This is a genomic window from Rudaea cellulosilytica DSM 22992, from assembly GCF_000378125.1.
Lineage (GTDB): Bacteria > Pseudomonadota > Gammaproteobacteria > Xanthomonadales > Rhodanobacteraceae > Rudaea > Rudaea cellulosilytica.
The window spans coordinates 399,530-419,500 of sequence record NZ_KB899242.1 but is presented as its reverse complement, the minus strand read 5'-3'; the positions used below and the strand labels follow the sequence as shown (position 1 = coordinate 419,500).

At 63.5% G+C, this 19,971-nt stretch carries 16 protein-coding genes and 2 riboswitches; of the genes, 10 read left to right on the top strand and 6 right to left on the bottom strand.

The genetic code is table 11. From position 1 onward, the window contains the following. Positions 1-41 precede the first annotated feature (41 nt). The 9 genes from F455_RS0111610 to F455_RS20670 all read left to right on the top strand — a co-directional run bounded on the left by F455_RS0111610 (position 42) and on the right by F455_RS20670 (position 11,678). Positions 42-1,130, top strand: a complete 1,089-nt coding sequence (locus F455_RS0111610) for an alpha/beta hydrolase (protein WP_033409796.1) — start codon at positions 42-44, stop codon at positions 1,128-1,130. Positions 1,131-1,132: 2 nt separating this feature from the next. Then, complete coding sequence (gene rbfA / locus F455_RS0111605) at positions 1,133-1,477, top strand: 30S ribosome-binding factor RbfA (RefSeq protein WP_018973461.1); 345 nt, start codon at positions 1,133-1,135, stop codon at positions 1,475-1,477. Between the two features lie 46 nt (positions 1,478-1,523). Then, positions 1,524-2,441 (top strand): tRNA pseudouridine(55) synthase TruB, encoded by a 918-nt coding sequence (gene truB / locus F455_RS0111600; protein ID WP_026293312.1) that lies wholly within the window; start codon positions 1,524-1,526, stop codon positions 2,439-2,441. Between the two features lie 250 nt (positions 2,442-2,691). After that, positions 2,692-2,774, top strand: a riboswitch (cyclic di-GMP riboswitch). A 278-nt stretch (positions 2,775-3,052) separates the two neighbouring features. Further along, positions 3,053-3,134, top strand: a riboswitch (cyclic di-GMP riboswitch). Positions 3,135-3,203: 69 nt separating this feature from the next. Further along, complete coding sequence (locus tag F455_RS0111595; protein WP_157578741.1) at positions 3,204-5,558, top strand: hypothetical protein; 2,355 nt, start codon at positions 3,204-3,206, stop codon at positions 5,556-5,558. Positions 5,559-5,816: 258 nt separating this feature from the next. Then, positions 5,817-6,086 carry a 30S ribosomal protein S15 gene (rpsO, locus tag F455_RS0111590; RefSeq protein WP_018973458.1) on the top strand — a complete coding sequence of 90 codons (270 nt, stop codon included), beginning with the start codon at positions 5,817-5,819 and terminating at the stop codon, positions 6,084-6,086. A 133-nt stretch (positions 6,087-6,219) separates the two neighbouring features. Then, complete coding sequence (gene pnp / locus F455_RS0111585) at positions 6,220-8,322, top strand: polyribonucleotide nucleotidyltransferase (RefSeq protein ID WP_018973457.1); 2,103 nt, start codon at positions 6,220-6,222, stop codon at positions 8,320-8,322. A 152-nt stretch (positions 8,323-8,474) separates the two neighbouring features. Further along, the gene (phaE, locus tag F455_RS22060; protein WP_018973456.1) at positions 8,475-9,923 is read left to right on the top strand and encodes a class III poly(R)-hydroxyalkanoic acid synthase subunit PhaE; all 1,449 of its coding nucleotides are present in this window, start codon (positions 8,475-8,477) and stop codon (positions 9,921-9,923) included. A 62-nt stretch (positions 9,924-9,985) separates the two neighbouring features. Next, the gene (locus F455_RS0111575; RefSeq protein ID WP_018973455.1) at positions 9,986-11,047 is read left to right on the top strand and encodes a class III poly(R)-hydroxyalkanoic acid synthase subunit PhaC; all 1,062 of its coding nucleotides are present in this window, start codon (positions 9,986-9,988) and stop codon (positions 11,045-11,047) included. Positions 11,048-11,186: 139 nt separating this feature from the next. Continuing rightward, complete coding sequence (locus F455_RS20670; RefSeq protein ID WP_018973454.1) at positions 11,187-11,678, top strand: EF-hand domain-containing protein; 492 nt, start codon at positions 11,187-11,189, stop codon at positions 11,676-11,678. 78 nt (positions 11,679-11,756) lie between these two features. Here the strand turns inward: F455_RS20670 and F455_RS0111565 are convergent, their stop codons facing one another. From F455_RS0111565 to F455_RS22055, 5 genes are all read right to left on the bottom strand, one after another. Further along, on the bottom strand, positions 11,757-12,143 hold the full coding sequence (locus F455_RS0111565) for a hypothetical protein (protein ID WP_018973453.1): 387 nt from the start codon (positions 12,141-12,143) through the stop codon (positions 11,757-11,759). Positions 12,144-12,168: 25 nt separating this feature from the next. Further along, entirely contained in the window at positions 12,169-12,351 is a 183-nt protein-coding gene (locus F455_RS23645) for a zf-HC2 domain-containing protein (protein WP_018973452.1), read from the bottom strand. Positions 12,352-12,367: 16 nt separating this feature from the next. Further along, positions 12,368-12,949, bottom strand: coding sequence for a sigma-70 family RNA polymerase sigma factor (locus F455_RS0111555; RefSeq protein WP_018973451.1), 582 nt, complete (start codon positions 12,947-12,949; stop codon positions 12,368-12,370). 52 nt (positions 12,950-13,001) lie between these two features. Further along, positions 13,002-13,691, bottom strand: a complete 690-nt coding sequence (locus F455_RS20660) for a M15 family metallopeptidase (protein ID WP_245539983.1) — start codon at positions 13,689-13,691, stop codon at positions 13,002-13,004. Positions 13,692-13,790: 99 nt separating this feature from the next. Continuing rightward, positions 13,791-17,531: an NHL domain-containing protein gene (locus F455_RS22055; protein ID WP_018973449.1), complete on the bottom strand. Its 3,741-nt coding sequence runs from the start codon at positions 17,529-17,531 to the stop codon at positions 13,791-13,793. A gap of 298 nt (positions 17,532-17,829) precedes the next feature. Here F455_RS22055 and F455_RS0111540 point away from each other — a divergent pair, with 298 nt between their 5' ends. Further along, positions 17,830-18,171, top strand: coding sequence for a lipid-A-disaccharide synthase N-terminal domain-containing protein (locus F455_RS0111540; RefSeq protein ID WP_018973448.1), 342 nt, complete (start codon positions 17,830-17,832; stop codon positions 18,169-18,171). Here F455_RS0111540 and F455_RS0111535 read toward each other — a convergent pair. Further along, the gene (locus tag F455_RS0111535) at positions 18,168-19,889 is read right to left on the bottom strand and encodes a tetratricopeptide repeat protein (protein WP_018973447.1); all 1,722 of its coding nucleotides are present in this window, start codon (positions 19,887-19,889) and stop codon (positions 18,168-18,170) included. The two genes, F455_RS0111540 and F455_RS0111535, sit on opposite strands and share 4 nt — an antisense overlap. Between the last annotated feature and the right edge of the window lie 82 nt (positions 19,890-19,971).

The following is a 19,971-nucleotide window of genomic DNA, read 5'->3' as shown; positions in this document are numbered from 1 at the left end:
GCATCCTGTTCCATCCCACTACGCGAGTACGCGCGCTGATCATGAATTCTCGCCGGTTCACATCGTCCGTGCTGTTCATACTGTTCTTTGCCATGGCGGCGCAGGCCCAGGACAATACGTCGAAGACGGATGCAGCCGGCACGGTTTCCTCGCCCGCCGCGCGTTTTCCATTCTCGGTCTTCGCCTCAAAGGAAGCGCTTGCGCGTTTCGGCGGGATATTCAACGAAGGCAAGGCGGCACCGCCGCTGGGCCAAGATATCCAGGCCAGTCGCACGTTCTACGACAAGATCAACAGCGACCGCGCCGAACGGATGAAGAAGCTTTATCCGGTCGAGATTGCGGCGCAGAAGTTCGCTGGCGTCGCCGCCGATGTGGTGACTCCGAAGGGTGGTGTCGACGCGCGCAACACGCAGCGCGTGCTGATCAACCTGCATGGCGGCGCGTTCCTCTGGGGCGCGGGATCGGGCGGCTTGGTTGAGGCGATTCCAGTTGCGAGCGTCGGCAAGATCAAGGTGATCACGGTCGACTATCGCCAAGGCCCCGAACACACATTCCCTGCCGCGAGCGAGGATGTGGAGAAGGTATACCGCGAGCTTCTTAAAACCTACAAACCGCAGAACATCGGCATTTACGGCTGCTCGGCCGGCGGCGCGCTGACTGCGGAAGCAATCACGTGGCTGCAGACGAAAAACCTTTCTGCTCCGGGTGCGATCGGCATTTTCTGCGCCGGTGTCGTCGATTTCGCCGGCGATTCCGCCTACATCGGTCATCTGTTGATGGGTGAATCAGTGCCCGAGCACGCGTTTCCGCTGACCGAGCTGCCGTACTTCAGTGGCGCCGATCCCGCGAGCCCGCTTGTCGTTCCGGGTGTCTCGCGCGAGGTGCTGACGAAGTTTCCGCCGACGTTGCTGGTTTCCGGTTCACGCGACTTCGCGATGAGTGCGGCCTTGCGCAGCAACGAACTGCTGACCGAGGCCGGCGTAAAAACCGAACTGCACGTCTGGGAAGGCATGTGGCATTCGTTCTTCTCCGACCCGGAGTTGCCCGAGTCGAAGGCGATGTACGCCGTCGTCGCGCGCTTCTTCGACCGCGAACTCGGTCGCGCTGGCGCATCAAACAAGAGGCACTGATTATGGCTACACGTTCGTTCAACCGTGCTGACCGTCTCTCCGCCGAACTGCGCCGCCTAGTCGGTACGATGGTGCATGAGAGCGTGCGCGACAACGCGCTGCCGTCGATGAGCGTATCCGATGTCGAGGTCACCAAGGATTTCGATGTCGCGACGATCTTCGTCACCGCGTTGCTGCCCGACACGGCGAAGGATGGCGTTAAGGCACTCAACGAGCTCGCCAAGGAGTTCCGTCGCGAACTGTCGCGCACGATGAAAATTCGCCGCGTGCCCGAGCTGCGTTTCCGCTACGACGATTCGCTCGATCGCGGCGAGCGCATCGAAGCCCTGTTGCGCGAAAAGCCATAGTCTGCTTTCCGCGCGACGGAGAAGAAGCGACCGAGCGGTCTTACGCGTGAGTTCAAGAAGCAAGTTTCGCGACATCAGCGGCATCCTGTTGCTCGACAAGCCACCGGGCTTGAGTTCGAATCAGGCGCTGCAAAAGGCGCGGCATCTGTTCGGTGCGAAAAAGGCCGGCCATACCGGCAGCCTCGATCCGCTCGCAACCGGGCTGCTGCCGATCTGCTTCGGCGAAGCGACCAAAATTGCGGGCTATCTACTCGGTGCGCGCAAGGCGTATGCGGCGCAATGCCGGCTCGGGGTGACAACGACGACCGACGATGCGGAAGGCGAGGTCGTGCGCACGCGCGCGGTTCCCGAGCTGGATGACGCACGGATCGAGTCGGCGCTTGCCGGGCTGCGCGGTCACATCGTGCAGATCCCGCCGGCCTATTCGGCGATCAAGCAGGGTGGCGTGCCACTGTACAAGCGCGCGCGACGTGGCGAGGAAGTCGAAGCACCGTCGCGCGAGGTCGAAGTGCACGCGTTCGATTTGGTAGAGCGCAGCGGTGATCTGCTGACGCTGCACGTCGAATGCGCCTCGGGCACTTATGTGCGCAGCCTCGTGCGTGATCTTGGCGAGAAGCTAGGTTGCGGAGCGCACCTGACTGCGCTGCGTCGCGAATGGGTCGAGCCATTCAGGCAACCGGCCATGCATACGCTGGGCGAACTCGAGCAGGCTCTTGTCGACGGCGTAGAATTGGATTCCTTGCTGTTGCCGCTGCAGTCGGGACTGCAAGCAATGCCCCGAATCGAATTGGACGAAATCCACGAGGCGCGCCTGCGCCACGGGCAAACTGTGCACATCGATGGTGCGGTTGCTGCCGATCAGGCATGTGCGTTCGGCCGCGGCGGCCGGCCGGTCGCGCTCGTTGCGATCGACACTGCCGGCGCAGTGCGTATCCTGCGCGGTTTTGCACCTCAGTCGGATTGATGTTTTGCGTGTTTTGTGATATAGATCACTAATCGCTGTAATCTGTTCGTTGTCGGGCTGCAAGGGCTTGACGAATGGGTTGAAAGTGGGGCTTGCTGCTGTGGAACAGGGCGCAGCGAATACGCCGGCAGTTCACGGATAAGGCGGAATTGCGGGTACGACTTGGAAAGGGGTTACGCCGACTAGGTTCGTGGCGTTTCTTGGTCAGTCGCACCGCAATCGTTTCGCCTCCTTCGAGAAGCCTGCGGGGACTCGCAAATAGCACACCCGACGCGAGCCGGGGTCGCAAAGCTACGGGTCCGAGGCGGAGCTTCGGACAGCCGGGTTGCCGAGAACAGCCACTTGGCCTACGGCATTTTTGCATTCTGATCTTGCGGCCGCAGACCTGAGCAGGGGTCTGGTCATGCCTGCCTTCTTCCATCGCACGGGCGTGCCTCCATGAGGTACGGCGGCGCTGCGCGTCGCGTTTTCCGCACGCCGTAATCGCCGCCTGTTTTTTCTGCATCGAGCTTTTGAGACGAGCACTCAAGCCTACGCGTCCGCGCAAGCGAGACGCGGCGGGCGGTGCTCGCTCTGTTGAAAACGGGAGTTGGGAAACAGGAAGTTCACGGTCTCGAAAAGAGCAAACCCGGCGCAAGCCGGGGACGCAAAGCCACGGATCCAGACGTGAGCCTGGATGGCCGGACTGCCGAGCGATACCAATCGATCCGCCGACGTGCAACCAAAGAAGCCACGGCCGCGGACCTTTCGGGAGCTCAAGTCATGGGAACTTTTCGCACGAGAATCGGCCGCCTATGCGCGGCACTGGTATTGTTGTTCAGCGGAACGGCACTTGCCGCCGATCCACCCAGCGCGGGCGGGGTCAGTCCGATCGTCGTCGACGGCGTCAACGTCACGAGTTGCTCGGACATCAACGCGGACATTGCGCCGTACGGCATCAGCATCGATGCCACCGTCGTGGTTGACGAGCCCAGCGCTGGTGATTTCACTGCGCCGGACGGCACGACATTTCACATCACGTTCGATCCGTCGACGGGTCAGGTCGGCTGGTCGGCGAGCACCGGCATGGATGCGGTGGCGGTCAAGGGCGGCAACGGTGCCAACATCTACGTCTACGATCCGACCATCAATGGCCAGGACGACGAGTCGAGGGACGCAACGTCGGACAGTGGCCTATTCACACCGCTGCTCTGCGGTAGCAACAATGATGTGCGCTGCGGTTTCAGTCACATGGTGTTCTGCTACGACTATCACTTGCAGGTCAGCAAGACCGCCGATCCGACCTTCACGCGCACTTATCCGTGGACGTTGACCAAATCGGTGTCGCCGACGCCGCTCAATCTGTTCAACGGCGATTCGGGCGATGTGCTCTACACGGTCACTGCAACCAAAGGCGCGCCGGTCGACTCGAACTTCACGATGAGCGGCACGGTAACGATCACCAATCCGGCGCCGTTTGCGGCCACGATCACCGCGATCGCGGATCAACTCAATGACGGCACGCCGATCAGCCTGAGTTGTGCGACCGGAACGCTAGCCGCGCACGCGACGGAGACCTGCAGCTATGGTCCCATCGTGGTCAGCGGGGTCAGCGCCGGCGGTTCGAAAGTCAATACGGTCAGCGTGACGACCAGTGGCGATGTCGGTGGCGGCTCCGCATCGGCGACCGCGACGTTCACGACGCCCGGCACGGTCGTCAACGACTCGATCACGGTAACCGACTCCGATCCCGGGGCCAGCGGTGCGCCGTGGACATTCAACGGCACCGGCAGCGTGACCTACGGCAAGACATTCGACTGCACGGGGCAGGGCAACCAACCGACCTATAACTACGTGTTCGACAATACCGTGTCGACGACCGCGAACGGCGTGAACCCGGCCAGTGCCGAAGTCGTGGTCAATTGCTACAGCCTCGCGGTCAGCAAGACGGCCAACACGAGCTTCAACCGTGCCTGGGCCTGGAACATAACCAAATCCTACGTCTCGCCCCCGCTGACGGTCGACACCAACAATGACGGCACTCCGGATGCGCTGCTGCTGTCGGCGAACCAGACGGTTAACCTGGGCTATATCGTCACTGTCAGCGCTACGTCGAGCGACAACACCGCGGCGGTCAGCGGCATCATCACGATCGGCAACAACGATCCAGGCCGCAGTGCGACGCTGCTCGGCGTGATCGACGTGGTCTCCACGGCGCTGAACATGAGCGTCAGCTGTCCGTCCTCGACCGTGCCAGCCGGCGGTTGGCTGCAATGCACCTACTCGGGCAGCCTGCCTGACAAGGCTGCGCGGACCAACGTGGCCACGGCGACGCAGCAGAACTATCACTACGACGCGAGCGGCGTCGGCACACCGGCCGGATCGACGCAGTACTCGGGCATGGCGGCGGTCACGTTCGGCACGCCTGCCAATCTGGTCGACCAGTGCATCACTCTTTCCGACGCGTTCAACAATGGCACGCCTGCGCCTCTCGGCGGTTTGATCTGTGCGCCTGCGGGTGGAGGCACTTGGTCGCAAACCGTCACCTATACGGCGAGCTTCACCTGGGATCCGGCATTGGGCACGTGCAAGACGATCGCAGTGCCAAACGCCGCGAGCTTCCTGACCAACACGACGGGCGCAACCGGCAGCAGCACGGCGACGATCAACATCACCAACCGCGATTGCGCGCAGGGCTGCACCCTGACTCAGGGCTACTGGAAGACACACAGCAAGTACGGCCCGGCGAAGTCCGACCCGACCTGGAATCTCCTGCAGCCGAACGGGCCCGATACGACGTTCTTCTACAGCGGGGAATCCTGGTACCAGGCGTTCTGGACCACTCCGGCCGGTGGCAACGCGTATTGGGTACTGGCGCATCAGTACGAGGCGGCGGTCCTGAACCAGCTCAACGGTGCTTCGCAGCCGCCTCAGGTGCAATCCGCGATAAGCCAGGCCTTTGGCCTGTTCAACAACCCGACGAATACACCCGCGTACGTCGGTGCGCTCAAGTCGAACAACGCATTGCGCCAGCAATTCATCAGCGACGCGGCGATTCTCGACATGTACAACAACGGCAACTACCCGGGCGGTCCCACGCATTGCAGCGAGGATTCGACTTCGAGTTCGTCGCCGTAGTACGGCTGGACCCGGGCGGGCTTGACCGCCCCCGACGGCGCGCCCAAGTGGCGCGCCGTCTCTTTGGACGCAAAACCCCTCAGGCTGCACCTTTGCCGAAAAACCGGTTATAATGGGGAGCTTTTTCAAAGCCGATTAGGCACTTGCGCCTCGTTTCGAGCATGTGGCCATGTCGTCCATTAACGCGGTTCGCGCTTGCGAACATGCAGCTTTCGAAGGCTGAACCGCGCCGTACGCAACATAACACAGGTAAACATCATGTCTCTCTCCGTCGAACAGACCAGCAAGGTCATTGCCGACTATCGCCGCGCGCCGAACGACACCGGCTCTCCCGAAGTACAGGTCGCGCTGCTTTCCGCGCGCATCGAGCACCTCTCCAAGCATTTCGCCGATCACGACAAGGATCATCACTCGCGTCGCGGTCTGCTCAAGATGGTCAACCAGCGCCGCAGCCTGCTGGCCTATCTCAAGAAAGCCGACGCCGAGCGCTACAAGACGCTGATCGAGCGTTTGGGCCTGCGTCGCTAAGCAACACCACTCGTCATCCCGGCGCATGCCGGGATGATCCATTTTTAAGGCCTGAAAACGGACTCCCGCTTGCGCGGGAACCGCGGGCCCGAGGGATCCAACCGATCCCGCTGATCGATTCAAGGAATTCAACGTGGCAAAAATTACCAAGTCTTTCCAGTACGGGAATCAGACGGTCACGCTCGAGACGGGCGAAATCGCCCGCCAGGCGTCCGGCGCGGTCATGGTGTCGATGGGCGGCACGGTCGTGCTGGTCACCGCGGTCGCCGCGGCGAAAGCGAAGGAAGGACAGGACTTCTTCCCGCTCACCGTCGACTACGTCGAGAAGTTCTACTCCGCCGGCCGTATCCCGGGCGGCTTCTTCAAGCGCGAAGGCCGTCCGACCGAGAAGGAGACGCTGACCTCGCGCCTGATCGATCGTCCGGTGCGCCCGCTGTTCCCGGAAGAGTTCAAGAACGAAGTGCAGGTCATCGCCCAGGTCGTGTCGCTCAATCCGGAAATCGACGGTGACATCCCGGCGATGATCGGCGCTTCCGCCGCGCTCAGCCTTGCCGGCATCCCGTTCAAGGGTCCGATCGGCGCCGCGCGCGTCGGCTACGCGAACGGCCAGTATCTGCTCAATCCGACTGCGACGGAGCTGAAGACTTCCGACCTCGACCTCGTCGTCGCCGGCACCTCGAACGCCGTGCTCATGGTCGAATCCGAAGCCAAGCTGCTCAGCGAAGACGTCATGCTCGGCGCGGTCGTGTTCGGCCACAAGGCCCTGCAGGTCGTGATCAACACGATCAACGAGTTGACCGTCGAAGCCAACACCAGGCCGTCCGCGTGGACTGCGCCGGTGAAGAACGACACCGCGATCGCCGCGCTCAAGGAAGCCGTCGGCACGCAGCTCGAGCAGGCGTTCCAGATCCGCGACAAGCTGCAGCGGCGCGACGCGATCGCCGCGATCAAGTCGGACGTGCTGCAAAGCCTCGCCGGTCGCATCGAAGCGGAGAAGTGGGACAAGGCTGAACTCGCCAAGGAGTTCGGCGAACTCGAATACCGCACGCTGCGCGACTCCGTGCTCGCGAGCAAGGTGCGCATCGACGGGCGCAAGCTCGACGACATCCGTCCGATCACGGTGCGCGTTGGCGTGCTGCCGCGTACCCACGGCTCGGCGCTGTTCACGCGCGGCGAGACGCAGGCGCTGGTCATCGTCACGCTCGGCACCGCGCGCGACGCGCAGATCATCGATGCGCCGGAAGGCGAGTCGAAGGATCCGTTCCTTTTCCACTACAACTTCCCGCCGTTCTCGGTTGGTGAAGCCGGTCGCTTCGGCGCGCCGAAGCGCCGCGAAATCGGCCACGGCCGCCTCGCCAAGCGCGGCGTGCAGGCGGTCAAGCCGACGATGGAAGCCTTCCCGTACGTGGTGCGCGTGGTCTCGGAAATCACCGAGTCGAACGGCTCCTCGTCGATGGCCTCGGTCTGCGGCTCGTCGCTGGCGATGATGGATGCGGGCGTGCCGCTCAAGGCGCCGGTCGCGGGCATCGCGATGGGCCTGGTCAAGGAAGGCGACCAGTTCGTCGTGTTGTCCGACATCCTCGGCGACGAGGATCACCTCGGCGACATGGATTTCAAGGTGGCCGGTAGCGCCGACGGCATCAGCGCGCTGCAGATGGACATCAAGATCGACGGCATCACCGAAGAGATCATGAAGGTCGCACTCGCGCAGGCCAAGCAGGGCCGCCTGCACATCCTCGGCGAAATGGGCAAGGTCATCACGACCTCGCGCACCGAGATGAGCGAGTTCGCCCCGCGCCTGATGACGATGAAGATCCACCCGGACAAGATCCGCGAAGTCATCGGCAAGGGCGGCAGCGTGATCCGCGGCATCACCGAAGAAACCGGTGCGACGATCGACATCAGCGACGACGGCACGATCGTCATCGCCTCGGTCAATCGCGAAGCGGCTGATGCGGCCAAGGCACGCATCGAACAGATCGTCTCCGACGTCGAGCCGGGCCGCATCTACGAGGGCAAGGTCGCCAAGCTCATGGACTTCGGCGCGTTCGTCACGATCCTGCCGGGCAAGGACGGTCTCGTTCACGTTTCGCAGATCTCCAACGAGCGCGTGGAGAAGGTCTCCGACAAGCTCAAGGAAGGCGACGTGGTCAAGGTCAAGGTGCTCGAAGTCGACAAGCAGGGCCGCATCCGCCTGTCGATGAAGGCGGTGACCGAGGAAGCTCCAGCCGCTTGATTGCTGCTTTTCGGATAATCAACAAAAAAACGCGCTTCGGCGCGTTTTTTTGTTGGGCGATTTGGACGAAAGGACGGCCTCATCGCTCAGGCGGGCGTAATGCGATGCGCGCACACGCGTGCTAGCATCAAAACCCCTCCGGAGATGCGCGCATGAGCGAAAACAAGAGCATGAACGACTGGTTGAAGGATTGGGACGCGCTGCAGCGCCAGTATTTCAACGCCTGGTCCGATCTCGCGCAGAAAGCGCCTGTCGGGCCGCCGGGCGCAGCTTCGTTTGCCGCAGGCAATCCGTTCGCCGCGGTCGGTGCGAATCCGTTTGCCATGCCTTTCGCCGCTACGCCAGCCGGGTTTGCGGGCTTCGCTCCGTTCAACCCGTTCGCGGGCGCTGCTTCGGCCCCGTCTGCTCAGACGCCGTGGCACGAAGGCCTCGAGCAATGGTCGCGCCTGTTCGCCGACGCCGGCAAGCAGAGCGAGACGGCCGAGCGCCTGACCGACAGCGCGAAGGCCTACGTCGCGATGATGCAATCGCTGTTCGGCGCATCGGCGCTCGGCGAAGGCGCGGCGAATCCGGCGCAGCCCTGGCTCGATGCGGTACGCAACGCGGTCGGTTCGGGCGTTCCCGGCTTCGATCCTACGACGAATCCGTTTGCCAAGGCGCTGCGCGAAGTGGCCGGCAAGGGCGCGCAGGGTTTTGCCGAACTGCCCGCCGCATTTGCGCCCTACATCGAGCAGATGCGCAAGGAAGGCCTGTCGTGGCTGCAGATGCCGGCGTTCGGCCTCGCGCGCGAACATCAGGAACACTATCAGCGCACCGCGCTTGCCTTGATCGAATACCAGCAGGCGTCGAGTGCGTACAACCGGCTCATGCTCGAGGCGAGCCGGCGCGGCAACGAATTGTTCGAGCGCAAGCTCGCCGAGCGCAGCGAACCGGGACGGACGATCGAATCGCTCAAGGCGTTGTACGATCTCTGGGTCGATGCGATGGAGGAAGCTTACGCCGAGATCGCGTTGTCGGAAGAGTTCAGCCGAGTCTACGGCGCACTGGCGAATGCGCAGATGCGCGTGCGCAAGCAAATACAAATCGAAGTCGAGCGCATCAGCCGCGAACTCGGCATGCCGACGCGCAGCGAACTCGACAGCCTGAGCAAGCGCGTGCACGACCTGCGTCGCGAATTGCGCGATGGCGGCAACGCACACGACGGCAGCGCGGTCGAGGCGGAAATCGCGACTCTGCGCGGCGAAGTCGCGGCGCTGAAAAAATCATTGGCGCAGGCGAGCGCGAAGAACCCTGCTTCGGCCACAAAACCGACCGAACCTGCCGTCGCGACGGCGAAGCCAGCTGCACCACCCATGACGAAATCGAGGTCGGCGGCAAAGCCGGCTAGGCGTCGTGCCACGGCAGCGAAGTCGCGTGCACCTGCCGCTGTGGTGCGTCCGCGCCCGGCGGACGAAGCGGCGGCCAAGGCGAAGACGAGCTCGTTCGCCGATGCAGTCGCGGCGATGCAACGACGCGTCAAGAGCAAGCCGAAGCTGCGTGCGGCTGCGGCGCAGATGGCGAAGCCGAGCAAGGGTGACAAGAAGGGCGGCAAGAAGAAATGATTTCCGACTCGGCATTTCGGCGTTCGCTGCAATGACGAAATTTTTCAGAGGTTAAGTCGAACATGAACCCGATCCGCATCGCGCCGCAGAAGGCGTACGAGGAAGCGCAGAAGTTCCAGCAGAAAATCGCCGCCGGAATGCAGGTGCTGCGCACGCTGGACGAAGTGCATTACGGCGCCACCGACAAGGAAGAAGTCTATCGCGAGGACAAGCTCGTCCTGTATCGTTTCAAAGGGCCGCACAAGCCAACGGCTAAGGTGCCGATCCTGATCAGCTACGCGCTGGTCAATCGACCCTACATGGTCGACCTGCAGGATGACCGCTCGCTGGTCAAGAATCTGCTCGCGCTCGGCGAAGACGTGTATTTGATCGACTGGGGCTATCCCGACGCGTCAGACAAGCATCTTTCGCTTGACGACTACATCAACGGTTACATCAAGCGCTGTGTCGATGTCGTCGCCAAGCGCCACAAGCTCGACAAGATCAACCTGCTCGGCATTTGCCAGGGCGGCGCATTCAGCCTGTGCTTCGCCTCGATTTACCCGGAAAAGATCCGGAACCTGATCACGATGGTGACGCCGGTCGATTTCCAGACGCGCGACAACATGCTTTCGAACTGGGTGCAGCATCTCGACGTCGACCTGTTCATCGACACGCTCGGCAACGTGCCGGCCGACCTGATGAACTACTGCTACCTGATGTTGAAGCCGGTGCGCCTGAACCAGCAGAAGTACATCGGCTTGGTCGACATCCTTGACGACAAGGCCGAGCTCGAGAACTTCCTGCGCATGGAGAAGTGGATCTTCGACAGCCCCGACCAGGCCGGCGCCGCGTTCCGCCAGTTCATCAAGGATTTCTACCAGGGCAACAAGCTGATCAACGGCGGCCTGAAGATCGGCAACAAATCGGTCGACCTTGCGCAGCTCGATGCGCCCGTGCTCAACATTTTCGCCGAGCAGGATCACCTCGTGCCGCCCGACGCCTCGCGCGCGCTGCGCGGACGCATCGGCTCGGACGACTACACCGAGCTTGCATTCAAGGGCGGCCACATCGGCATCTACGTCTCCGGCCGCGCGCAGCGCGAGGTGCCGGCGGCGATCCACGAGTGGCTCGCGGCGCGTTGAAGGAGGGAGCTTCTCCCCATCTAGGGGGCGTCGCCTTGATTTCACGTAAGGTTTGCGCCCGGAGCCCGTCTACTGGGTAACCGGGCAGCCGCACTCGCTGCGCCGGCCCGATATTCCAAAGCCAAATGAGGGAGGGTATATGAGACGGTATCGCACGCTGCGCGCAAATGCATGGCTGTTCGCTTTCTGTCTTTTCGGTTCGGTGCGCTTGTTCGCCGTCGAAAATGCGCAGGACGCGTTCCTGACCGACGATTATCACAAGCAGATGGCCACGCTCGAAATGATGGGCAAGATCGATGCGAACGGCGATCATAAGGTCAGCAAACAGGAGTTCGACGACTACTACAGCAGAATGTTCGATGTGCTCGATCGCAACCACGACGGTGTGCTCGACGCAGGCGAATGGGTTGGTGCGGCAAATCGGCCCGAAATGATCAGCCTTTCAACGGGCGGCTATGCGCGTGCTTTCGCCAGCATGGACGTGATGCACAAGATCGATGCGAAGGGCGACGGCAGGGTGAGCAAAGCCGAGTTTCTCGCCGCGCACGACAAGCTGTTCGACATGATGAATGCAAGGCACGGCGAAGCAGTCGATGCAAAGCAGTGGCTGACGAACCATTTTCCGCACTGAGAAACGTCTCCCTCCCTCCTGCGCGTGGCGGCGGGAGGGAGGGCTTGGTGCGGTAGACGTTTGAATCTTGTCGGTGTGTCAGCGTTTTTTTGCGGTCTTCGGCTTCGGTTCGACAACCGGTTTCTTGGTCTGCCCCGCGGCTTGATCGAACAGATTCGAGTAGAACAACTCGGTCGCCTTGAGCGCCATCTCGACGGTCTGCTTCTGCGAGGCGTTGCTGGTGGCCACGGACTCGCGCATGAGGTCGAACAATTCCGACCAGAGCTGGCGCAGGCTCGCGACGTCCTTGACGTGGCTGGTTTGCGTCATCAGCCGCGTCATCGCGTCGACATGGAATTGCACGGTCCTGATCGTCAGGTCGAAGGCCTGGTCACTGCCTTCGAGGCCGAGTTTTGCGGCCTGTTGCAGCCGGTCGCTGGCTTCGCGGCCGAGGAAATACAGTTGGCCCGGATTGAATTGCAGCATTGCGTTTCTCCTGGTTGCCCCGGATCTAGTCTCGATTACGCCACGCCTGCATGGCAAGCCGCATCGCAGCGAACTGGCCGGCCACGCGCGTGCAGGCATCGCAGGCAAGCAAATGCAGGCGCAGGCGTACACGCTGAGTCCAAGGCAGCGGGCGCTCCATGCGCTGCGAAAGAAGGCGCGACGCATGCTGGCAGGTGATTCGAAACATCGAGTGTTTGGCCAGGCTACGCACGGCCGAAACCGGTGCCTTCGAGACAAGTGCGCAACATCATGCGTGCCCGGTAGAGTTGAACCCAGACGTTGGACGGGGTGATCTGCAGATCCTTACACAACTCGTCGGTGTCGCTGCCGAACACTTCGCGCAGCACGAACAATTGACCGATGCGTTTGGGCAGACGCTCGATGCAGCGCTGCACGGCGACGAGGAAGGCGTCTTGCTGCGCTAGTTCGGCCGGATTGCCGGCATTGCTCGGCGCATTCATGTAGTGGCCGCTGGCATCGAACAGGCGGTCGAATTCGTGCTCGCCGTTGTCGCCGGTTTCGGGCAGCGGCTCTTCGCGCCATTGCCGGCGCACGAGGTCGATAATGTGGTTCTTCAGGATCGAGGTCAGCCAAGTGCGCAACGAACTCCTGCCAGCGAAGCTCGCACGCTTTTCATAGGCCTGGGTCAACACGTCGGAGACCGCGTCCTCGGCCAGATGCTCGTCGCGCAATTCCAGCCGCGCGATCTTGAGCAGGTAGGCGCGATGCGTGGCCAACGCCTCGAAGTCGATCGCAGAGGAAGCAGGGGAATCGCCGGTTGCCATGCGCTGCTTTGGCCGGGAAGGTCGCCGGCATTATGCCACCGCGAGCGCCGCGCTAGCGCGATCGCGTGAACAAGTTCGTTGGCGCCGGTGAGTCGTTGCTTGCGGCCAGTTCGGTCAGCGGCAGCGTGCTTTCCGCATCATCGCCGCGCCAGTACCAGTGCCAGGGCTCATAGGCCAGCGCATGCGGGTTGCCGCGCGGATAACTCAGGTCGAAACCATAGGCTGCGGCATTCCGCTTCAACCATGCGAACGCAGGCGAACGCTCGAATTCTTCTTCGGTCGGAGCATAGCCCGATGTGCCGATGTCGATCGCGCGCCCGCTGTGGTGCTCGCTGTAGCCTGGCGCAGCGTTGACACGCAGGATCGCATCGATCGTCTGCCCGCGCGCAAGCTTCGCGCGCACGATCGCCAGCTGCGCTTCGACGCTGCGGAACGTCGACACCGCACGCAGTTCGACGCCCTCGCGCGCCGCCGCCTCGCGCATGCGTGCCCAGGCGCGTGCAGCCTGCGGAATCAGGCGCTGCGCGTAGCCGAGTGCGTCGCGGCCGCCGATAAGGGCCAATTGTTGCGGCTCGCGCACGTGATGCAAGCCGCTCGCGCTGGCGTAGTCGCGCGGTACGCCGAGGCGAAAGGCGGTTTCGACAAAGATGTCGGCTGCTGCCGGCTGCACAGGCGACGCGGCCACAGCGGACAGCGAGCCCAACTGCAGCAAGCTGGCTAGGGCGAAGGGAAATCGCGGCATGTGTAAGTCTCCCGCGCCGCATGTTGGCGCGGTGTTTGCGTTTGCGTCTGAGGGCGCTGCGGATGGCATCAACATCCAGCCGCAGCGGCGGCGTGTCGGTCAGCGTCTTGCGATCGCCCTGCGCGCATGCACGGCGAGCGTGGCGATCAACCCCAGCAACGCCCACCACGACAGCGCTGGCGCCGCCACGGTGGCAGCCGGTGGCACTGCCATGTTGACCACAAGGTTTGCGCTCGCACTCGACGGCGCGTACCGCGTGTCACCCGAATAGCTCGCGGTGACCGTGTAGCTGCCCGGCGTTGCGTAGCTCAGCGTGCAACTGCCGGCGCCCGTGCCGTCCAGCGTCGCCGTGCATTGCTGTCCGCCGCCGCTGACGACGACCGTGCCGGACAACGCCGCAGGTGAGGCATTCGCGCTCGCGCGAAGGCTGGTGCCGGTCGGCGCGGATCCGCCGGACACGCCGAGCGTCGCGGTGACGACCTGGCTCGTCGTGACCGGATTCGGCGCAAGGCTCAGCGTGGTCAGGGTCGGGTTCTGCGTCGGCGGTGGATCATTCACGAGCAGGAATCCTCCGGCAGCCGTGCTCGCGGAGAAGTTGGCGTCACCGGAATACGTCGCGCTGATCGGCCGCGCACCCGTGGCGGTCGGCGTGATGGCGCAATTGTTGTTCGCCGGCGTCGAGAAGCTGCAGCTGACCGTGCCGTCGCTGACCGTGATCGTTCCGGTCGGCGTACCCGCGCCCGGCGCGGTTGCCGAAAGCGCGACCGTTACCAGGGCCGACTGGCCGAGGGTGATGCTGCCCGGCGCGATGGCGGTCACCGCGAGCGTGCTCGCCGCTTTGTTGATCGTGTGATGCAACGGCGCACTGGTGCTTGTGGCATAGGTCGCATCGCCGCTGTATTTGGCGATGAAATCGTGACCGCCCACGGTCAGGGCCGAAGCGGGCAGCGGGCAGGTCGCCGAATGATTGCTCATGGCGACTGCGGCGCAGAGAACCGTTGCACCTTCGCTGAAGGTAATGGTGCCGGTAGCGGCCGCAGCGTCCAGCGTAGCGGTCAGCGTCACGCTTTGGCCATAGACGCTGGGATTCGTCGGGGAAATTGTTGTACTTGTGCCGACTAAGCCCAGCGGCACGTCCAGCATGACTTGTGCTGCAGCGAGGTAGTTGGCATCGCCGTCCTGGTTGGCCGAAAGCGAACAGGTGCCAGCGGCAAGCATGGTCACTTGGCTGCCGCTGACTGAGCACACGGCCGGCGTGGCGGATGCGAACACGACAGGGTTCGTGGAGGCACCACCGCTGGCCGAAACGCTGAACGTGCCATTGGGCGTGTATGCCGGACTGGCCGGCGTCGAGGCGAAGCCGGCAATGACCTGGCTGGCCTTGGTGATGGTTACGGGGGAGACCAGATTGAAGCTGCGCAAATTGAATGTATCGCCCGAATAAAGTGCAGCAATGCTGTGGTCGCCGGCGGGCAAGGTTGAAGTCGTGCAGGTGGCGACGTATTCGCCACTGGTCGCGCTTGGTGAAAGCGGCAGGTCAGTGCATGGAAATACGAAGTTCGGCCAACAGAAGGTATCCGGGTCGGGATCGCCGTCCAGACAAACGTCCACCTTGCCCGTTGGCACGTAGGCGGCGCCCACCGTGACGGTGATGGTGAGGCTTTCGCCATAGATGTGGGACCCAAGGGTTTCTATCCGCAAGCTTGTGCCGCTCTGTGCGTAGGACGAGGCGACTTTGCGGATGCGGCGGTTCGCGCCATCGGCGATGTACAGGTTGCCTGCCGCATCAAAAGCGATGTCGTAAGGACTGCTCAACAGCGCGTCGATGGCCGGGCCGTTGTCGCCGCCGAAGCCGCGGTTGCCGCCGCCGCTGCCGGCGATGCGATCGATCACGCCATTCGCGGCGATCTTGCGCACCGAATTGGCGTACCAGTCGGCGATGTTCAGTTCGCCAAGCGGATTGAATGCCAGTCCACTCGGCAGCAACAGTTGCGCATCCGTCGCCGCGCCGCCGTCGCCGCTATAGCCCTGCGCGCCGGTGCCGGCGATCGTGGCGATGTTGCCGTCCGCGGTGACCTTGCGCACGCGGTGGTTGCTGGTGTCGGCGATGTACAGGTTGCCGGTGCGATCGAGCTTGATGGCGGAAGGGCCGCTCAACTGCGCGTTGATCGCCGCGCCATTGTCGCCGGCATAACCCTGTGTGCCGTTGCCCACGATGGTGTTGATCTTGCCGTCGCTGCCGACCTTGCGGATGCGACTGTTGGAAGTATCCGCGATGTACACGTTGCCGGCGGAGTCGGCGGCGACGCCCATCGGAAACGAGAGGCGTGCTGCCGCGGCGGGGCCGCCGTCGCCGCTGAAGTCAGAGACGCCGTTGCCGGCAAATGTGCTGATCGTGCCATCGGTGGCAACCTTGCGCACGCGCTGGCCGAGCTGTTCGGCGATGTACAGGTTGCCCGCGCCGTCGAATGCGATGCCGCCGGGGGAATTCAGTTGCGCGCTCGTGGCTGCACCGCCGTCGCCACTGAAGCCCTGCGTGCCGTTGCCGGCGAACGTGCTGATCGTTCCGTTGGTCGCGACCTTGCGGATGCGATGGTTCTCGTTGTCCGCAATATAGAGGTTGCCGGTCGCATCGACGGCAATGTGCAGATAGGTGCCCAGCTGCGCTGACGTTGCCGCGCCGCCGTCGCCACTCCAGCCCGGAGTACCGTTGCCGGCCACGCTGGTGATGCTGGCATCGGCCGCGGCGATTTTGCGTACGCGGAAATTGTTGTAGTCGGAGACGAACAGGTTGCCCGCGGCATCGAGCGACAGCGCAGTCGGATAGTTGAGCTGCGCTGCGGCCGCGGGCCCATTTTCGCCGCTGTAGTTCGCGCTGCCGTTGCCGGCGATCGTGGTGATCTTGCCGTCCGCGGTCGTGATCTTGCGCAGGCGATGGTTCTGCCAGTCGGCGATGTAGATGTTGTTGCCGGCCGCATCGACCGCGACCGCGTGCGGCACGAAGAGCTGTGCGGCCGTGGCCGGTCCGCCGTCGCCCGAGTAGCCCTGCACGCCGTTTCCGGCGATCGTCGCAATCTTGCCGTCCACGGCCGTGATCTTGCGGATGCGATGGTTTAAGCGATCGGCGACATAGACATTGCCGGCACCGTCGAGCGCGATGCCGTACGGACTGTTGAGCTGCGCCGACGCGGCTGCCGCGCCGTCGCCCGAATAGCCTGCGGTGCCGGTGCCCGCGATGGTGTTGATCTTGCCGTCCGCTGCAGTGACTTTGCGAATGCGATGACTGGTCGTGTCGGCGATGTACAGGTTGCCGCTGCCGTCGAACGCGAGTCCCGAGGGAAAGTTCAGGGATGCCGCCGTCGCCGCGCTGCCGTCGCCGCCGAAGCCGCCGCCTGCAAACGTGCTGATGGTTCCCGCGGGTGTCACCTTGCGGATGCGCTGGTTGCTGCTGTCGGCGATGTACAGGTTGCCGTTACCGTCGAGGACGATGTGGTTCGGGTAGTTCAATTGTGCGGACGTGGCCGCACCGCCATCGCCGCTGAAGCCCGCCGTGCCGGTGCCGGCGACATGGCTGATCACGCCGCCGGGGGTGATCTTGCACACCGCGTGCGAGGTGAGCGCGGCCACGTAGATATTGCCGGCGGCGTCGACCGCGGTGCCGCCTGGCGCCACCGATATCGCCAGCGCGCTGGCGTTGTCGCAGATCGCGCCGCCGGCCACGGTCGTGATCGTCTGCGCCGGCACGGGGGCGATGCCGATAAAGAGCATCAGCGCGGCGAATGCGGCGCGAACGCCCGCGATGCCGAGCGGCAGGTGGTGAAGCATTGGGCGCGGTTGCATGAAGCGTTCTCCGTGGAAGATCCTGAATTCACGGGACGCGCAACGGTCGGATAGGAACGATCCCGCTGCGATGCTGCGGCCCTCAACAGGGAAAAGCGCAGTTCCGGCGAAAACGGCTCATGTGCGATATGGCAACCTGAGCCGCGCTACGCCCGAGGTAGTGCCGGGGAAGGGTGGGCAGATGGGGCGCACAGGGATGCACCACGGGGACGCGAAGGGGCGACGCACAAGATCTTCAGGCGGTTCGAACCCGCGCTTGCTAAAATCCGCGCCCCTTCCTTGCCGTCCGGCCAGCCTCATGGACCAAGTCCTGTTCCACCTGCATGTCTTCCACCTGTTCAAGGTCGCCGTCACCGGCTGGAAGCTCGTCGGCTTTATCGGCACGGTGCTGTTCACCGCGCGCTGGTTCGTGCAGTTCTATGTGACGAAGAAACTGAAACGCGTCACCGTACCGATGATGTTCTGGTATCTGTCGGTGACCGGCAGCGTGCTGACGCTTGCCTATTTCATCTGGGGCAAGAACGACTCGGTTGGCATCATCCAGACCGCGTTCCCGATGTTCGTGTCGATCTACAACGTCTACGCGCACATACGCCACCGTGACCTGAGTACGGGCGAGCACGAGGAACCACGCAGTTAATACGCCGATGCGGCCAGGACGACGTCGGCATCTTTCCACGCCTGCCTGAAACGTTGCTCCACCGCCGCAGCTTCCTTCACCTTGCGCTGCGCCTTGAGCGACTGTGCGAGACCATACAGCGCCCAGCCGTTTTCCGGATGGCGCAGCAGATCGTCGCGATAGACCTGTTCGGCTTCCTTCGCCTTGTGCTCGCGCAGCAGTTCCGCGCCGAGCAGGTGGCGCACCGGGACGAACCAGTCGGCCGGTTCGTCGTAGTCGAGCCTGTCCTCTTTGGCGACCGCGTCGCGCAGCGCGGCAATGGCCTCGCTGCGCCTGCCCTGCGCGGTGGCGATGCGTGCCGTGGCGATTGCTGATGCCACGGCGATGAGATCGCTGGCCTTGTTTAGGCCGGCCGGCGCGTCGCCCGGTGTGGCTTTGGCGATGGCATCGAGTTCGCTTTTCTCCGCCATCGCGGCATCGACCCGGCTCGTCGCGGCGAAGGCAGCACTGCGCGCGTAGCGGTACGCGGCTGATAGACCGAGCAGCTTCGGGTCCGGCGCCGGCACGGCGAGGATGTCCTGCCAGCGGCCGAAGCGCTCCATCACGAACAAGGGCTCGGCCGCATACCAGTCGAGACCAGTGCCCATGTGCAGCGATTCGTCGGTGAGCTGCGACGTCATCTCGCGCATCGCCTGCAGTGCCGCGGCCGAGCGACCGCGCATCGCTTCCGAGTAGCCGAGGAACTGGTAGTTGTGGGTGAAATACATGCCGCTGTAATACATCCAGCCGGGCGGCTTGGCTTTGTCGACGTAGGCGGCATCGGCTTTCGCGCCGTCGAGGTTCGCCGTGCTGGCATCGGCGTAGCGACCGATGCGCTGGTAGATGTGCGACGGCATGTGCACGATGTGGCCCGCGCCGGGCATGAGCGCAGCGAGGCGATCGGCGGCAGCCAGTGCTTTTTCCGGATGTCTCGAAGCTTCGACCGCATGGATGTAGTAGTGATTGGCGCCCGGATGCGTCGGGCTGCGCGCGAGCACACCTTCAAGCGTCGCGACTATCTCCTCGGTGCCCGGCGCGGCGTTGCCGTCGTTGCTCCACAACTTCCACGGATTGGCCGTCATCAGCGCTTCGGCGAAGAACACCTGCACGTCGTCATCGGCCGGATACTGCTTCGCGACCTCGCGCATCGCGCTCGCGTAGGCGTCGTTGAACGGCTGCATCTTCTCGGGCGGCATTGGAGTCGGGCCGGCGTAGCGCTTGCCGAGTGCGCCGATCAACGCCTGCTCGGCTGGCATCGCGTGCGCAGCATGCTTGTGCGCGGCTTGGACGGCATCCCATAGCGCCTGCCAGCGCTGCTCCATCGCTGGCATGTTGTAGTTCGGACCGAGCGCTTCGGCCGCGCCCCAGTAGCAGATCGCGCAGGCCGGATCGAGTTCGACGGCTTTGGCGAAGGCGCGCACGGCTTCGTCGTGGTTGAAGCCGTAGATCAGATTCAGACCTTGATTGAAATAGGCCTGCGCTTCGGGCGAGTCGGTCGTGATCTTGCGCGCGTAAGCGCCCAGGCCATCCAGGCGCTGCGCGCCCTGCGCCCATTGTGCGAGCGTCGAAGCGGGCGCGACCATGCCGGCGTGCTCGGCATGGTCGGTGTGTGGCTCGGATTTCTGTGACGGCGCGGACGCGCACGCGGACAGCGCGCATGCGCCGAATGTCGCGGCGAGGCGACGGCGGATCGGGTTCATGACTTCTCCCCAAGTCGTGATCGATATGCCGAGCTTACACTTTTACGCTCGCGTGAAAAATCGCTCGTCGCAAAAGGATGGC

What these genes read in the sequence shown, in the direction of transcription:
- F455_RS0111610 (WP_033409796.1), top strand. Translation starts at nt 42, where the DNA reads ATGAATTCTCGCCGGTTCACATCGTCCGTGCTGTTCATACTGTTCTTT.
- rbfA (WP_018973461.1), top strand. Translation starts at nt 1,133, where the DNA reads ATGGCTACACGTTCGTTCAACCGTGCTGACCGTCTCTCCGCCGAACTG.
- F455_RS0111595 (WP_157578741.1), top strand. Translation starts at nt 3,204, where the DNA reads ATGGGAACTTTTCGCACGAGAATCGGCCGCCTATGCGCGGCACTGGTA.
- rpsO (WP_018973458.1), top strand. Translation starts at nt 5,817, where the DNA reads ATGTCTCTCTCCGTCGAACAGACCAGCAAGGTCATTGCCGACTATCGC.
- phaE (WP_018973456.1), top strand. Translation starts at nt 8,475, where the DNA reads ATGAGCGAAAACAAGAGCATGAACGACTGGTTGAAGGATTGGGACGCG.
- F455_RS0111575 (WP_018973455.1), top strand. Translation starts at nt 9,986, where the DNA reads ATGAACCCGATCCGCATCGCGCCGCAGAAGGCGTACGAGGAAGCGCAG.
- F455_RS20670 (WP_018973454.1), top strand. Translation starts at nt 11,187, where the DNA reads ATGAGACGGTATCGCACGCTGCGCGCAAATGCATGGCTGTTCGCTTTC.
- F455_RS0111565 (WP_018973453.1), bottom strand. Translation starts at nt 12,143, where the DNA reads ATGCTGCAATTCAATCCGGGCCAACTGTATTTCCTCGGCCGCGAAGCC.
- F455_RS23645 (WP_018973452.1), bottom strand. Translation starts at nt 12,351, where the DNA reads ATGTTTCGAATCACCTGCCAGCATGCGTCGCGCCTTCTTTCGCAGCGC.
- F455_RS0111555 (WP_018973451.1), bottom strand. Translation starts at nt 12,949, where the DNA reads ATGGCAACCGGCGATTCCCCTGCTTCCTCTGCGATCGACTTCGAGGCG.
- F455_RS20660 (WP_245539983.1), bottom strand. Translation starts at nt 13,691, where the DNA reads ATGCCGCGATTTCCCTTCGCCCTAGCCAGCTTGCTGCAGTTGGGCTCG.
- F455_RS22055 (WP_018973449.1), bottom strand. Translation starts at nt 17,531, where the DNA reads ATGCAACCGCGCCCAATGCTTCACCACCTGCCGCTCGGCATCGCGGGC.
- F455_RS0111540 (WP_018973448.1), top strand. Translation starts at nt 17,830, where the DNA reads ATGGACCAAGTCCTGTTCCACCTGCATGTCTTCCACCTGTTCAAGGTC.
- F455_RS0111535 (WP_018973447.1), bottom strand. Translation starts at nt 19,889, where the DNA reads ATGAACCCGATCCGCCGTCGCCTCGCCGCGACATTCGGCGCATGCGCG.